Source organism: Pseudomonas sp. BBP2017, from assembly GCF_003024385.1.
Lineage (GTDB): Bacteria > Pseudomonadota > Gammaproteobacteria > Pseudomonadales > Pseudomonadaceae > Aquipseudomonas.
In genome coordinates this window covers 227820-242787 of the sequence record NZ_PVZN01000003.1, presented here as the reverse complement: position 1 = coordinate 242787, position 14968 = coordinate 227820, and the positions used below count along the sequence as shown (strand labels likewise).

Here is a 14968-nt window from a genome sequence, read left to right as displayed (position 1 = left end):
TTACTCAGCAGCACCTTCTGCAGCTTCAGGCGCAACACGCGGAGCGTGAACGTTGGCAACAGCCAGGTCGTTACCGTGAGCCAGAGCGACGAATTCGACACCTTTCGGAGCTTTGAGGTCCGACAGGTGAACGATGGTGCCGACTTCGGCGTTGGCCAGGTCGACTTCGATGAACTCAGGCAGGTCTTTGGCTTCGCAGGAAACTTCGATCTCGGCCGCAACGTGGGAGATTTCGCCGCCTTTCTTGACCGGAGCTTCTTCGTTGATGAAGTGCACAGGTACTTTAGCGGTCAGTTTCTGGCCAGCAACAACGCGGACGAAGTCAGCGTGCATGATGAACTGCTTGGCTGGGTGACGCTGCATGGCTTTAACAACGACGTTTTCTTTCTTGCCGTCGATGTTCAGCTCGATAACGTGGCTGAAAGCAGCTTCGTTTTCGAACAGCTTGGCCACTTCTTTAGCCAGCATGGTGATGGATACAGGGGCTTTTTCGCCACCGTAAACAACAGCTGGGACTTGGGCGGCGAGACGACGCAGGCGGCGGCTCGCACCTTTCCCCAGGTCGGTACGCGCTTGGGCGTTCAGGATGAAATCAGTCATTTTGTATCTCCAAAATAGCCATCTCCCGCAGGCGTTTGCGACCAGCGCCAAACGGGGTGGGCAAAAAAGCCCCGCCCCAACAACGGGTGTTGGGGCGGGGCGCTTTTCGTCAACGAGAGGTTCGCGAGGGCAAAGCCCTCAGCGGAACATCGCGCTGATCGATTCTTCATTGCTGATGCGGCGAACCGCTTCAGCAACTACCGGTGCGATATCCAGTTGACGGATACGGTCACAGGCTTGTGCAGCTGCGGACAACGGGATGGTATTGGTAACCACCAGTTCGTCCAGCACGGAGTTCTCGATATTCTCGATCGCCCGACCCGACAGGACAGGGTGCGTGCAGTAGGCGTAAACCTTGGCAGCGCCGTGTTCTTTCAGGGCCTTGGCCGCATGGCACAGGGTGCCGGCGGTATCGACCATGTCGTCGACGAGAATACAGGTACGTCCTTCGACGTCGCCGATGATATGCATCACTTCGGAGTGATTAGCCTTTTCACGGCGTTTGTCGATGATACCCAGATCGACGCCCAGGGACTTGGCAACAGCACGTGCACGCACGACGCCGCCGATGTCCGGGGACACGATCATGAGATTCTCGAAACGCTGGTCTTCGATGTCATCCACCAGAACGGGGGAGCCGTAGATGTTATCTACCGGAATATCGAAGAAACCCTGGATCTGGTCAGCGTGCAGGTCGACAGTGAGAACACGGTCGATACCGACGACGGTGAGCATGTCAGCGACGACTTTGGCGCTGATAGCTACTCGCGCCGAACGCGGACGGCGATCCTGGCGGGCATATCCGAAGTAAGGAATCACGGCAGTGATTCGGGACGCTGAGGAGCGGCGGAAGGCGTCGGCCATCACTACCAGTTCCATCAGATTATCGTTGGTTGGCGCGCAAGTCGGCTGAATGATGAAAACGTCCTTACCGCGAACATTTTCATTAATCTCAGTGCTGATTTCGCCGTCGGAGAATTTACCGACAGAAACATCACCCAGTGGGATATGCAGCTGACGTACGACACGCCGAGCCAGATCGGGGTTGGCGTTCCCCGTAAAGACCATCATCTTGGACACGCGCAGTACCTGAAGGCTGAGGGTATACCTGGATGAGTATAAGGAAAATGGCAGGGGCGGCTGGATTCGAACCAACGCATGGCAGGATCAAAACCTGCTGCCTTACCGCTTGGCGACGCCCCTGTATTTGTTGCTGCGAGCACCTTGTACTCGATTCCTAGAGCAGGCTATGCAGCTTGCGATGCAACATCGAAATATTGCTTCCCTTTGCTACAAACCCTGATTGGGTGTCTGCAAGAAGGGCCAAAACTTTATCAGCTTCAGCTTTGCTTGGGAAGGCCCCAAACACACAACTTCCAGTTCCAGTGAGTCTAGCATCAGTGAATTTGCTTAGCAAACTCAGTGAGTTACGTACTTCTGGGTAACTCTGCTCTACTACCGGTTGGCAGTCATTACGACTGTTTCCCTTGGGAACGGGGCGCATCTTAAGGGGCAAAGAATCACGTGTCAACTGCGGATGTGAAAAAATTTCTGCTGTACTAACAAATACTTGCGGGACCAGCACGACATACCAGGGTTCTTCCGGGTCTGCCGGGGTAAGGATCTCGCCGACACCTTCGGCGAATGCCGCGTGGCCACGGACGAAAACCGGCACGTCAGCGCCCAGGCTCAGGCCCAGTTCCGCCAGTTGGTCTTCGCTGCAATCGAGCTGCCACAGATAATTGAGGCCGAGCAGGGTGGTGGCGGCATCCGAGCTGCCGCCACCGATGCCGCCGCCCATGGGCAGGACTTTCTTCAGCCAGATGTCGGCGCCTTGTGTGCAGCCGCTCAGGGCCTGCAATTTACGGGCGGCCTTGATGATCAGGTTACTGTCATGGGGGACGCCATCGATGTCGCTGTGCAGGCGTATTTCGCCGTCTTCGCGCACGGCGAAAGACAGTTCATCGCCGTAGTCGAGAAACTGGAAGAGGGTTTCCAGCAGGTGGTAGCCATCGGCACGGCGACCAAGAATGTGCAGCATCAGGTTGAGTTTGGCCGGGGCCGGCAGGGTCAATTGGATCATGTCAGTGCCCCAGCTGGCGTGGCTGCCAGTCCTTGACCACCAGGGTCACGTCGATATTTTGCCCGTGCAGCTTGAGACGCTCGGGCAGCCAGTAGCCGTTCTGCTCGGTATAGCTCAGGTATTGCACGTCCCAGCCATCCTGCTTGAGCCTGGTCAGGCGGCTGTCGCGGCCCAGTGTCAACTGGCTCTTGCTGTCCGGCGCGGGCAGGCCGCGTACCCACCAGACCAGGTGTGATACCGGCAATTCCCAGCCGAGCTGTTCTTCGAGCAGGGCTTCCGGGCTTTTTGCTTCGAAGCGGCCCTGGTTGGCCACCTCGAGCACTACACCGCCGGGGCGACCGGTCAGGCGGGCGGCGCCACGGCCCAGCGGGCCTGACAGGCGAATATCGTAGTAATCCTGGCGTTGCAGCCAGAACAGGGTGCCGCTGCCGGAGTCTTTGGGGGCGCGGATCCCGACTTTGCCGTTGATCTGCCAGCCGTCCAGAGTGCTCAGCTGTTGTTTGTGCTCGCGCCACAACTGTGGGCTGCCCTGGCCCTGGAGGGCTTCACGGGAGCCGAAGCCGGCGCAGCCGGCGAGCAGGGCGATCAGGCTGAAGGTGATGCAGTGGCGCAAAAACATAGGCTTAAAGAGTCTCGGATCCGGTCAGGCGCAAGACGGTCTTGCGCAGGATAGGGCTGTCGGGTTGGGCTTCGATGGCCTTGGCCCAGACCTGGCGCGCTTCGCGGCGCTTGCCGTTGGCCCATAGCACTTCGCCCAGGTGCGCGGCGACTTCGTGGTCGGGGAAGCGCTCCAGGGCACGGCGCAGCAGGCGCTCGGCTTCGTCAAGATTGCCCATGCGGAAGTTGACCCAGCCCAGGCTGTCGAGCACGGCGGGGTCGTCCGGGTTGATCTGGTGGGCTTTGTCGATCAGCGCTTTGGCTTCGGCATAGCGTGTGGTGCGGTCGGCCAGGGTGTAGCCCAGGGCGTTGAGGGCCATGGCGTTTTCCGGCTCGCGGGCGATGATGCTGCGCAGGTCCTTTTCCATCTGGGCCAGGTCGTTGCGCTTTTCGGCCAGCATGGCGCGGGTGTACAGAAGGTTGTTGTCGTCAGGGTACTGCTTCAGGGCTTGTTCCAGCACTTGCAGGGCCTGGGCATCCTTGTCGTTGTTGCCCAGTGCCTCGGCTTCGATCAGGTACAGCTGGATGACGTAGTCCGGCTGGGTGTCGCGGGCCAGCGCCAGACGTCGTGAAGCTTCGGTACTGCGGCCGTTGGCCACGAGGAGGTCGGCCTGGCGCAGTTGTGCTGGCAGATAATCGTTACCCGGGCCGACCTGGGCGTATTCGTCCAGGGCTGCCTGTGGCTGGTTGCGTTCTTCATGGATGCGCCCCAGGTTCAGGTGCGCCGAGTCGACGTGGCTGTCGCGTTCGATCAGCTCTTGCAGGTAACCTGCCGCTTCGTCCAGATTCTTGGTTTCCAGGCAGATCAGCGCCAGGGAGTAACGCAGCTCGTCGTCATCCGGGTATTGCTCGAGCAGGCTGGAAAACTCGATCTTGGCGTCGTCCAGGCGATCCTGTTCCACCAGCGTGCGGGCGTAGGTCAGGCGCAGACGCTTGTCGTCCGGGTACTGGCGGATGGTTTTCTGCAGCAATGGCAGGGCTTCTTCGCCGCGGCCCACGCTTTGCAGCAGGCGCGCGCGCAACAGCACCGGGGCGATCTCGCCTTCCTCGGGCGGATGCTCTTCAAGCAGGGCAAGCGCCGCGTTGGAATTGCCGTCCTGTTGCAGGAGTAGGGCCTTGCCGAACACCAGTTGACCATTATCCGGGTACTTCTGCAGCAGGCGATCGAAGCTCTTCTGCAGGCCGTCACGGGTGTCCTGGTCGGTTTCGGCGGCCGACAGGGCGAGGAAATCGAAATGGGTGTCGCCTTTGCCCTGCAGCACTTTCTCCATATAGACCATTGAGTCGTCGTAACGGCCCCCGCGTGCCAGCTGGATGGCGGCGGCGCGTTGCGCGTCGAGGTTGTCCGGATCGTTTTTCGCCCAGATCAGTGCGGTATCCAGGGCGGATTGATCGGCGCCCAGGTATTCGGCAATACGGTAGGCACGCTCGGAAATGCCGGGATCCTGGGTCTTGATTGCCTCACTGACATAGTTGTCCAGGGCTATGTCGAAGCGATTGCGCTGGCCGGCCAGTTCCGCACTCAACAGGTTGTACACGGTTTCCTGGGTAAACGACCCATAGACCACAGGCTTGTCCGCCTGCTTTTGTGCCGCATCGAGGGCAGGCGCCTGGGCATCCGTCGAGTCGGGGGCCAAGGTCTGGCAGCCCTGGAGCAGGGCCAAGGCAAGGAACAACGCGTAGGATCTATTCATAATGAGGATTTGGGCGGCTTACCAGCGGTCGGATCATCATGACACAAGCGCCGGGGCAAACCCATAAGCGAAGGTCTCGGTAGAGGTAGACTATAGAGACAATAGCGAGCGGTGGTTGTTCTGAAACCTGCGAAGTAGGACAATTATCGGCTTCTCGTCATAATCAGCGATCTTGCATGGCCTTTCTTGCCCTCGGTATCAACCATAAGACTGCCTCGGTAGACGTACGCGAGCGCGTGGCGTTTACTCCTGAGCAGCTGGTGGACGCCTTGCAGCAGCTCTGCCGACTGACCGCCAGCCGCGAAGCCGCGATCCTTTCGACCTGCAACCGCAGCGAACTTTATATAGAGCAGGACCACCTGGCAGCAGAGAGCATCCTGCGCTGGCTGGCCGAATATCATCAGCTGAGCCTCGATGAACTGCGCGCCAGTGCCTACATCCATGAAGATCATGATGCAGTCCGGCACATGATGCGGGTGGCGTCCGGGCTCGACTCGCTGGTGCTTGGCGAGCCGCAGATCCTCGGGCAGATGAAGTCTGCCTACGCCGTTGCCCGTGAAGCGGGGACCATTGGTCCGCTGCTTGGCCGGCTGTTCCAGGCGACCTTCAGTGCCGCCAAACAGGTGCGTACCGACACCGCCATTGGTGAGAACCCGGTGTCGGTAGCCTTTGCCGCTGTCAGTCTGGCCAAGCAGATTTTCAGTGATCTGGCGCGTAGCCAGGCGCTGTTGATTGGTGCCGGCGAAACCATCACCCTGGTGGCGCGGCACCTGCACGAGCAGGGCGTACGGCGTATCGTGGTAGCCAACCGCACCCTGGAGCGGGCCAGCACCCTGGCCGAGCAGTTCGGCGCCCATGCGGTGTTGCTGGCGGATATTCCGCAGGAGCTGGTCAACAGCGATATCGTCATCAGTTCCACTGCCAGCCAGTTGCCGATCCTCGGCAAGGGCGCGGTGGAAAGCGCGCTGAAGCAGCGTCGGCACAAGCCGATCTTCATGGTCGATATCGCCGTACCACGCGACATCGAACCAGAAGTTGGTGAGCTGGACGACGTGTACCTGTATACCGTCGATGACCTGCACGATGTGGTTGCCGAGAACCTCAAGAGCCGCCAGGGCGCTGCCCAGGCCGCCGAAGAGCTGGTCTCGGTGGGTGCTGAAGACTTCATGCTGCGCCTGCGTGAGCTGGCGGCGGTGGATGTGCTCAAGGCGTACCGTCAGCAGAGCGAACGCCTGCGCGACGAAGAACTGCAAAAGGCCCAGCGTCTGCTGGCCAATGGTAGCAGCGCCGAAGAGGTGCTGGTGCAACTGGCGCGCGGGCTCACCAACAAATTGCTCCATGCACCCAGTGTGCAACTGAAAAAGCTCTCTGCCGAAGGCCGCCTCGATGCGTTGGCCATGGCTCAGGAACTCTTTGCCCTCAATGAGGGTTCGACGGATAAAACCCCGCAATGAAAGCGTCGCTGCTCAATAAGCTGGACACCCTCCAGGACCGTTTCGAGGAATTGACCGCCCTGCTGGGTGATGCTGAAGTCATTTCCGACCAGACCCGCTTTCGCGCCTATTCCCGCGAATATGCCGAAGTCGAGCCCGTGGCTGCGGCCTACGCCCAGTGGCGCAGGGTGCAGGACGACCTTGCGGGCGCCCAGGCGCTGCTCAAGGATAGCGATCCCGACCTGCGCGAAATGGCCGTAGAGGAAGTGCGCGAAGCCAAGGAGCAACTGGCCGGGCTGGAGAACCAGCTGCAGCGCATGCTGCTGCCCAAGGATCCCAACGACGGGCGCAACGTGTTCCTGGAAATCCGCGCCGGTACCGGCGGTGATGAGGCTGCGATCTTCTCCGGCGACCTGTTCCGCATGTACTCGCGCTATGCCGAACGTCGTGGCTGGCGCCTGGAAATCCTCTCGGAGAATGAGGGGGAACACGGCGGCTACAAAGAAATCATCGCTCGGGTCGAGGGTGACTATGTCTATGGCAAACTGAAGTTCGAATCCGGCGCCCACCGTGTCCAGCGCGTGCCGGAAACCGAATCCCAGGGCCGCATCCACACCTCGGCCTGTACCGTGGCGGTACTGCCCGAGCCCGATGAACATGTGGCGATCGAGATCAACCCGGCCGACCTGCGCGTGGATACTTACCGTGCGTCTGGCGCGGGTGGTCAGCACATTAACAAAACTGACTCGGCGGTGCGCATCACCCACTTGCCTACCGGTATTGTGGTTGAGTGCCAGGAAGAGCGTTCCCAGCACAAAAACCGTGCACGGGCCATGTCCTGGCTGTCGGCCAAGCTCAACGACATGCAGACCAGCGCCGCGCAGAATGCCATTGCCAGCGAACGTAAGCTGCTGGTGGGTTCGGGAGATCGTTCCGAGCGGATTCGCACGTACAACTACCCACAGGGCCGGGTCACGGATCATCGTATCAACCTGACCTTGTATTCTCTGGATGATGTTCTGGCCGGTGGAGTGGACGCTGTGATCGAACCGCTGCTGGCCGAGTATCAGGCTGATCAACTGGCGGCACTGGGTGAGTAAATGACGATTATCGCCAGCCTGCTCCGCGCTGCGGAGTTACCGGATTCGCCAACGGCGCGCCTGGATGTCGAGCTGCTGTTGGCGGCCGCCATCGGCAAGTCGCGCAGTTATTTGCATACCTGGCCTGAGCGGATTGTCAGCAGCGAAGCGGCGTTGGTCTTCGCCGAGTACCTGCAGCGCCGCCGTAGCGGCGAGCCGGTGGCCTACATCCTCGGGCAGCAAGGTTTCTGGAACCTGGACCTGGAAGTGGCACCGCATACCCTGATTCCGCGTCCGGACACCGAGCTGCTGGTCGAGACTGCCCTGGAGCTATTGCCGCTGAGCCCAGTTCGTGTGCTGGACCTGGGCACCGGCACCGGCGCCATTGCCCTGGCCCTGGCCAGTGAGCGGGCGCAGTGGCAGGTCCTGGCGGTGGACCGCGTGCTTGAGGCTGTGGCCCTGGCCGAGCGCAACCGCCAGCGCTTGCAGCTGAACAATGTCCAGGTGCGCAGCAGCCACTGGTTCGACGCCCTCAAGGGCGAGCGCTTTGATCTGATCATCAGCAATCCGCCGTACATTGCTGCCGAAGATCCGCACCTGGTGGCGGGTGATGTCCGCTTTGAGCCGAGTAGCGCGCTGGTGGCTGGCGCCGATGGCCTGGACGACCTGCGCATCATCATCAGCCAGGCGCCTGCGCACCTGCAGCCGGGTGGCTGGTTGCTGCTCGAGCACGGTTACGATCAGGCTGCTGCAGTGCGCGAGTTGCTGGCTCAACACGACTTCGAACAAATCGAAAGCCGCATCGATCTTGGCGGCCATGAACGTATCAGCCTGGGGCGACTGTCGTGCTGAGTGATCAGGAATTACTGCGCTACAGCCGGCAGATCCTCCTGGCTCAGGTCGATATCGACGGACAGCTGCGGCTTAAGAACAGCCGGGCATTGATTGTCGGTCTCGGTGGTCTGGGGTCGCCCGTGGCGTTGTATCTGGCAGCGGCGGGTGTCGGTGAGCTGCACCTGGCGGATTTCGATACGGTCGACCTGACCAACTTGCAGCGTCAGGTATTGCACGACACTGCCTCGGTGGGGCTGAGCAAGGTCGACTCGGCGTTGAACCGCTTGCAGGCGATCAACCCCGAGGTGCGCCTGGTTGCCCACCGTAGCGCTCTGGATGAAGACTCCCTGACGGCCGCTGTGCAAGCGGTCGACCTGGTGCTCGACTGCACCGACAATTTCGCCACCCGCGAGGCGGTCAATGCCACTTGCGTGGCGCAGGGCAAGCCACTGGTGAGTGGCGCAGCGATTCGCCTGGAAGGGCAGTTGTCGGTGTTCGATCCGCGTCGCCCTGAAAGCCCTTGCTACCACTGCCTCTATGGCCATGGCAGTGAAGCCGAGCTGACCTGTAGTGAAGCCGGGGTTGTCGGTCCGCTGGTAGGCCTGGTGGGCAGTCTGCAGGCGCTGGAAGCGCTCAAGCTTCTGGCTGGTTTTGGTGAGCCGCTGGTGGGGCGCTTGCTGCTGATTGATGCCTTGGGTAGCCGCTTTCGAGAGTTGCGCGTCAAGCGTGATCCAGGGTGCAGCGTCTGTGGCGGGCATGATGACTGATCAGACGGCAGCGCCGGTCGGCGTCTTCGATTCCGGTGTCGGTGGTTTGTCGGTGCTGGCAGAAATCCAGCGCTTGCTGCCCAATGAGTCACTGCTGTACGTCGCCGACTGCGGGCATATTCCTTATGGCGAGAAGTCTCCTGAGTTCATCCGTCAGCGCTGCCGTCTGGTGGCTGAATTTTTCCGCGAGCAAGGCGCCAAAGCGATGGTGCTTGCCTGCAACACTGCCACTGTCGCTGCGGTAGCCGATCTGCGCGAGCAATATCCGGACTGGCCGTTGGTAGGGATGGAGCCTGCGGTAAAGCCCGCTGCTGCCGCGACCCGTAGTGGCGTGGTTGGGGTGCTGGCCACCACCGGCACGCTGCAGAGCGCCAAATTTGCTGCTCTGCTCGACCGTTTTGCCAGCGACGTACGTGTAGTGACCCAGCCATGCCCTGGGCTGGTCGAGTGCATCGAGGCGGGAGACCTGGGCAGTCCGGCCCTGCGTGACATGCTTCAGGGCTATTTGAAGCCCTTGCTTGGAGCAGGCTGCGACACCTTGATTCTGGGGTGCACGCATTACCCTTTCCTCAAGCCGCTGCTGGCACAGATGGTGCCGCAATCCATTGCCATTATCGACACCGGTGCTGCCGTCGCCCGCCAGTTGCAACGGCTGCTGGGTGAACGGCAGTTGCTGTCTGATGGCCCTGCGCGTGAGGCACAGTTCTGGACCAGTTCAAGTCCGGAACATTTGCGAAAGATACTTCCAATTTTGTGGAATAAATCTGACAGTGTGCGAAGCTTTACAGTGTAAGAAGTGTGATGGGCACTGCATATTCTGGTGAACTAACGCTGCCGCACCGTTTTTTGTAATTTTGTCCGACGAGACAGAAAAACCAACAATAGCATTAGGCAAAAGGACGTTTCTCATGAAGAAACTGCTTTGTTTGGCTGCACTTGCGGCCGTGACCCTGGGGCAATCGTTTACAACTCAAGCGGCGGATGTTTCTTTTTCGGTTGGCCAGACCGGCGAATCGACCATGACCTATCGCCTGGGTCTGCAATCGAACTGGGATGCCAGTTGGTGGCAAACTAGTGTTGGCCGGTTTACGGGTTATTGGGATGCGGGCTACACCTACTGGGACGGTCACGAATCGGCAAGCCATCACAGTCTTTCCATTGCGCCGGTATTCGTCTACGAGTTTGCTGGTGAGTCGGTCCACCCTTATATCGAAGTCGGTGTCGGGGTGGCGGCGTTCTCCAGTACAGAAGTAGAAGACAACGAATTGGGTTCGTCTTTCCAGTTCGAAGACCGTATCGGTTTCGGCCTGCGTTTCGCGGGCAGCCATGAAATTGGCGTGCGTGCCATCCACTATTCCAATGCCGGGTTGCAATCGCCTAACGATGGCGTAGAAAGCTACGCACTTCATTACCGCATGCCGCTATAAACCTGCTTCGGCCCTGCATTGATTGCAGGGTTCAGAGGCTACTTGGGTAGCGGCCAGAGGTCGTTCAGGTGCAGGGCCTCCAGCACCAGGTTGGCTGGGCGATCAGGCAGGCGATCGAGGATGACCTCTGCGGCGGTGTGCGCCGTCCATTGTTCTGGAGCAACCTGCTCCGACACCAGCGCAAACTTCAAATCCAATGGCGCAATGATCGTCAGGTCTATGGCCTGGGCGGCGAGGGCGGCACGCTGGCTGTTGAGTAGCTGGATCAGGCTATTGTCCACTGTGGCCGGTAGCCTGGGGTCAAGCAGTTGCAGTGCTGAATAGCGGCTGAGAATACCGACCACCTGAGGCGAGTTGCCACGTTGCAACAGTGGCCAGGCGCTTTCCAGGCAATGCCGGGTGGCGCTGAGGTTACTGCTGACAATCCCTTGGAAAATGGCCGGGGCCGGCGTATCGATCGCCAGGTAGTCGCACGTTCCAGCGTTGATGATCAGGCAGTCGAGCGAGCCCCAGTGATCGCTGATCTGCTTGGCAGCTTCCCGCGCGTCAAGCGGCTCAGCGAGGTTGTTGTCAAGCAACAGCAAATGCGCAGGGTATTGCTGGGACAAGTCTTGCAGGGCTTCTGCGGCCCGACCACTGGCAGCGACTTGTGCACCTTGTTCCAGCAGCTGTTCGGCCAGCGCAAACCCGAGGCCGCTGCTCGCGCCGGTAATCCAGGTTCGTTTGGCATTAGCGTTGTTCAAAAGCCGATTCCTCATACTGCCGCGTGGACAAATTCTTGAAAGCATTCAAGGCACGTTGGCGACTGCTACGGAGGTCCACAATGGGCTGTGGATAATCTGTTGTAGCAAATAGCTGTCCAAATGACATCGGGTTATGAATGTTTTTTTCATCGGTGTCCGCCAGTTCCGGTACCCAGGTCTTGATAAAGCTGCCTTGGCTGTCGAAACGCTGGGACTGGCTGATCGGGTTGAAGATCCGGAAGTAGGGTGCCGCATCGGTTCCCGTGGATGCACTCCACTGCCAGCCACCATTGTTGGCCGCCAGATCGCCATCGATCAGGTGGCGCATGAAGAAACGCTCGCCTTCGCGCCAGTCGATCAGCAGATTCTTGCTCAGGAACATCGCCACGATCATCCGCAGTCGATTGTGCATCCAGCCGGTGGCGAGCAGTTGACGCATCGCGGCGTCGATGATCGGAATGCCGGTGCGGCCTTCTTGCCAGGCTTTCAGCTCGTCGGGTGCATGGCGCCAGGGTAGCGCCTCGGTCTCCAGGCGGAAGGCGCGGTGGCGTGACACGCGCGGGTAGCCGCTGAGGATGTGCTTATAGAACTCGCGCCAGATCAGCTCGTTGATCCAGGCGACCAGCCCGGTATTGCCACTTTCAAACTCGCCGTGGTTGTGTGCCAGGGCTCGAAGCAGGCACTGGCGAGGAGAGACGACGCCTGCCGCGAGATAAGGGGAGAGTTGGCTGGTGCCAGCGGCGGCGGGAAAGTCACGTTGCAGTTGGTAATCATCAACGGCTTCATCGATGAAGCGCTGCAGACGAGTATGTGCTGCTGCTTCGCCGGCTGGCCAGCGCTCACGAAGGCTGGCGGGTGGCGGTGTGAAACCAGATACTTGGGTGGGGAGCGCGTCGTTGGCAATCGCTAGCGGTGCCTGGGGTGTTAGCGACTGCTGCAGGCGTGGCAGGCTCAGGTGCAAGCGTTCGTAGCAGGCCTTGCGAAACTGGCTGAAGACCTGGAAGTAGCTACCGCTGCGGGTGAGGATGCTGCCGGGTCTGAACAGTAATTGATCCAGGTGGCGATGCACCGCAACGCCTGCCTGGGACAGCGACTCGCTGACGGCCTGATCGCGGCGGCTTTCGTTGATGCCGTACTCTTCGTTCAGGTGCAGTGCCTGAATCTGATGCTCGCGGCAGATCTGCAACAGCACATTAGGGGCCTGGTCCCACGTGTCGGCTTCGCGCACCAGGAGCGGGATGTTCAGCGTGGCCAGCTGCTCGCTCAGTGCTGCCAGGTTACGCAACCAGAAATCGATTTTACATGGCGCATCATCATGGCTGCGCCACTGTTGGCCACTGAGCAGCCAGACCGCCAGCGCCGGTCCCTGTTCGCGCGCAGCAGACAGTGCGGTGTTGTCGTGTATGCGCAGGTCGTTGCGCAGCCAGATCAGTTGCATGGTGTTTGTTCAGATTGCATTGCGCAGGCTCAGGCTTTCCGGGTGTGGTTGCAGGTAGACCTGTTGCAGCACGTAAGGATCGGGGTGGCCACGCAAGTGATGCTTGAGTAGCGTCAGCGGCACCACCAGCGGCACGACGCCGTTCTGGTACTGATTGATCAGTTGTCGGATTTCCTGTCTGTCGTCTTGGTTGAGCACGTTGCGCAGATAGCCGCTCAAGTGCAGCAGTACATTGCTGTGGTTGCCGCGGCTGGCGCAACGGCGTAGTGCCCGCATCAGTTGACTGAAGTAGTGGGGGCCAAGCACCTGCGGATCATCGTCGCGGGTCATGCTGCCCAGTAGCTTGCCCAGTACTTTGTACTGATGCGGGTTGTTGGCCATCAGTTGGTACTTGTACCGCGCATGGAAGGCGATCAAAGCGCCTCGGCTGAGCCCCTCGGCGAGTAGCTGCTGCCAATCGGCGAAGGCATACACGCGGGAGATGAAGTTTTCCCGCAATACCGGGTCGCACAGTCGACCGTCCTCTTCGACCGGCAAATCCGGGCGTTGCTGGCAAAAGGCAGCGGCATAAAGGCCCCGGCCGCCTTCGTCGGCGGGATAGCCGTTGGCCTTGTAGACCTTGACCCGTTCAAGTCCGCACGACGGAGATTTCTGCATGAAGATGTAGCCACAGATGTCTGTGAGCTCCGTGGCCATCTGCTGTCCATAGGTGCGCAGCGGGCCAGACAGGTCCAATGCCGGATCATGACTGCCGACTGCTTGTGGGTCAGCGGGATCGCCAGTCAGGCGGATGGGCGCGCGTGGAACGCCAAGGCCGATGGCTATTTCCGGGCAGACCGGGATGAAGTCGAAGTACTGTCCCAGTACTTCGTTGCAGAGTCGAGAGGCCTTGTGACCGCCGTTGTAGCGAACCTCGGCACCGGTCAGGCAGGCGCTGACAGCGATTCTGGGTTTGCGAGCGGCGTGTGACGCGTCCATGGAAAGCTCCGAATAATCCTGTACACGATTAAATTCATGTACAGGATTATCATAGGGGCAAATATGTACGAGTCAATGATTTTGCATGATTGTTGTACATATATTGGGCGCGACGCTGTCGGGCAGATCATTCCAGATGTTCGAGTAGCCTGCGTGCTGCTTCCTGGCCACTAAGCCAGGCGCCTTCGACGCGTCCAGACAGGCACCAGTCGCCGCAGGCATACAGGCCCAGGTCGGCGTCGGCCAGGGCGCCCCATTCGTGGTTGTTGGCTGGGCGGGCATACAACCAGCGGTGGGCGAGGGAGAAGTTGGGGGCAGGGACCCCGCAGCCGACCAGCTCGGCGAAATCGCCCCAGAGCTGCTCGATCACCGCTTCCTTGCTCAGGTCAATGTGCTGCTTGCTCCAGCTGGAAGTCGCATGCAAGACCCAGGTGTCCATGTGTTCGTCACGCCCTGGTTTGCTGCGATTGCGAGCCAGCCAGTCCAGCGAGCTGTCCTGCACGAAGCAGCCCTGCATCGGGGTGTCCAGCGGCGTATCGAAAGCCAGGGCAATTGCCCAGGTCGGGTCCATTTGCACGTTGGCGGCAGTGGCGGCGAGCTTCGGCGCTGCGGCCAGCAGTTGGGTCGCTTGGGGCGCTGGCACTGCAACCACTACCCGGCTGTAAGGGCCATGGCTGCAACCGTCGGTGTCCTGCAGGTGCCAATACTTCTGGCCACGGTAGACCTCTGCAATCCGGCAACTGAAATTGACCGTCACGTCTTTGAGCAGGCCGCGGGTGATGGCGCTCATGCGCGGTACGCCAACCCAGCGGGTCTGTTCGTCTGGTGATGGACTCAAGACGCGATTCTGGTAGTTGTAAAGTTGTGGCTTCCACTCTGCTGCCCAGCCGGCTGCGACCCACTGCTGAACCTGGTCGACAAAGCGTCGATCGCGGGCAGTGAAGTACTGGGCGCCGAGGTCCAGGGCGCCGGCATCGCTGCGTTTGCTGGCCATACGGCCGCCGCTGCCGTGCCCCTTGTCGAACAAGTGGACGGTCTGTCCGGCTTTTTGCAGTGCCTGGGCCGCTGACAGCCCGGCGATGCCGGCGCCGATGATGGCAATAGGTACAGTCATGATGGCCTCTTCGAACCTTAAGGGTGCAGCTACGTTGCCAGGTAATCTTATACAAATTCAATTACTTGTATAATATGATTCCGTTCGTTACTTCAGGTTGGCCTATGTTTATCCAAGAGTG

General features: G+C 60.1%; 15 protein-coding genes and 1 tRNA gene. 6 read left to right on the top strand and 10 right to left on the bottom strand.

What is annotated here, in order from left to right; all coding sequences use genetic code 11:
* From C6382_RS06705 to C6382_RS06680, 6 genes are all read right to left on the bottom strand, one after another.
* Positions 1 to 600 (bottom strand): 50S ribosomal protein L25/general stress protein Ctc, encoded by a 600-nt coding sequence (locus C6382_RS06705; RefSeq protein ID WP_107023740.1) that lies wholly within the window; start codon positions 598 to 600, stop codon positions 1 to 3.
* A gap of 138 nt (positions 601 to 738) precedes the next feature.
* Positions 739 to 1680 (bottom strand): ribose-phosphate pyrophosphokinase, encoded by a 942-nt coding sequence (locus C6382_RS06700; RefSeq protein ID WP_009405962.1) that lies wholly within the window; start codon positions 1678 to 1680, stop codon positions 739 to 741.
* Positions 1681 to 1728: 48 nt separating this feature from the next.
* Positions 1729 to 1803: transfer RNA gene (locus C6382_RS06695), tRNA-Gln, on the bottom strand.
* Positions 1804 to 1837: 34 nt separating this feature from the next.
* On the bottom strand, positions 1838 to 2683 hold the full coding sequence (ispE, locus tag C6382_RS06690) for a 4-(cytidine 5'-diphospho)-2-C-methyl-D-erythritol kinase (RefSeq protein WP_107023739.1): 846 nt from the start codon (positions 2681 to 2683) through the stop codon (positions 1838 to 1840).
* A gap of 1 nt (position 2684) precedes the next feature.
* Positions 2685 to 3302, bottom strand: a complete 618-nt coding sequence (gene lolB, locus C6382_RS06685) for a lipoprotein insertase outer membrane protein LolB (protein ID WP_107023738.1) — start codon at positions 3300 to 3302, stop codon at positions 2685 to 2687.
* A 4-nt stretch (positions 3303 to 3306) separates the two neighbouring features.
* Complete coding sequence (locus tag C6382_RS06680) at positions 3307 to 5034, bottom strand: tetratricopeptide repeat protein (protein ID WP_107023737.1); 1728 nt, start codon at positions 5032 to 5034, stop codon at positions 3307 to 3309.
* A 176-nt stretch (positions 5035 to 5210) separates the two neighbouring features.
* Between C6382_RS06680 and hemA the strand changes: the two genes are divergently transcribed.
* The 6 genes from hemA to C6382_RS06650 all read left to right on the top strand — a co-directional run bounded on the left by hemA (position 5211) and on the right by C6382_RS06650 (position 10574).
* Positions 5211 to 6488: a glutamyl-tRNA reductase gene (gene hemA / locus C6382_RS06675; protein ID WP_107023736.1), complete on the top strand. Its 1278-nt coding sequence runs from the start codon at positions 5211 to 5213 to the stop codon at positions 6486 to 6488.
* Positions 6485 to 7567 carry a peptide chain release factor 1 gene (gene prfA, locus C6382_RS06670; RefSeq protein WP_107023735.1) on the top strand — a complete coding sequence of 361 codons (1083 nt, stop codon included), beginning with the start codon at positions 6485 to 6487 and terminating at the stop codon, positions 7565 to 7567. The genes hemA and prfA overlap by 4 nt, the downstream gene beginning before the upstream one ends.
* Positions 7568 to 8398: a peptide chain release factor N(5)-glutamine methyltransferase gene (prmC, locus tag C6382_RS06665; protein WP_107023734.1), complete on the top strand. Its 831-nt coding sequence runs from the start codon at positions 7568 to 7570 to the stop codon at positions 8396 to 8398.
* Positions 8392 to 9147 (top strand): molybdopterin-synthase adenylyltransferase MoeB, encoded by a 756-nt coding sequence (locus C6382_RS06660; protein WP_107023733.1) that lies wholly within the window; start codon positions 8392 to 8394, stop codon positions 9145 to 9147. Before prmC ends, C6382_RS06660 begins: the two co-directional genes overlap by 7 nt.
* Complete coding sequence (gene murI, locus C6382_RS06655) at positions 9140 to 9940, top strand: glutamate racemase (RefSeq protein WP_107023732.1); 801 nt, start codon at positions 9140 to 9142, stop codon at positions 9938 to 9940. Before C6382_RS06660 ends, murI begins: the two co-directional genes overlap by 8 nt.
* A 115-nt stretch (positions 9941 to 10055) precedes the next feature.
* Positions 10056 to 10574, top strand: a complete 519-nt coding sequence (locus tag C6382_RS06650; protein WP_107023731.1) for an acyloxyacyl hydrolase — start codon at positions 10056 to 10058, stop codon at positions 10572 to 10574.
* A 38-nt stretch (positions 10575 to 10612) separates the two neighbouring features.
* On the opposite strand, the gene C6382_RS06645 is transcribed toward C6382_RS06650, so the two are convergent.
* From C6382_RS06645 to C6382_RS06630, 4 genes are all read right to left on the bottom strand, one after another.
* Positions 10613 to 11317, bottom strand: coding sequence for an SDR family oxidoreductase (locus C6382_RS06645; protein WP_256589036.1), 705 nt, complete (start codon positions 11315 to 11317; stop codon positions 10613 to 10615).
* Entirely contained in the window at positions 11304 to 12755 is a 1452-nt protein-coding gene (phrB, locus tag C6382_RS06640; protein WP_107023730.1) for a deoxyribodipyrimidine photo-lyase, read from the bottom strand. Before phrB ends, C6382_RS06645 begins: the two co-directional genes overlap by 14 nt.
* A 9-nt stretch (positions 12756 to 12764) precedes the next feature.
* Positions 12765 to 13733 carry a DUF523 and DUF1722 domain-containing protein gene (locus tag C6382_RS06635; protein WP_107023729.1) on the bottom strand — a complete coding sequence of 323 codons (969 nt, stop codon included), beginning with the start codon at positions 13731 to 13733 and terminating at the stop codon, positions 12765 to 12767.
* 127 nt (positions 13734 to 13860) lie between these two features.
* A complete protein-coding gene (locus tag C6382_RS06630; protein ID WP_107023728.1) occupies positions 13861 to 14847 on the bottom strand; it encodes an NAD(P)/FAD-dependent oxidoreductase in 987 nt (328 codons plus the stop codon).
* Between the last annotated feature and the right edge of the window lie 121 nt (positions 14848 to 14968).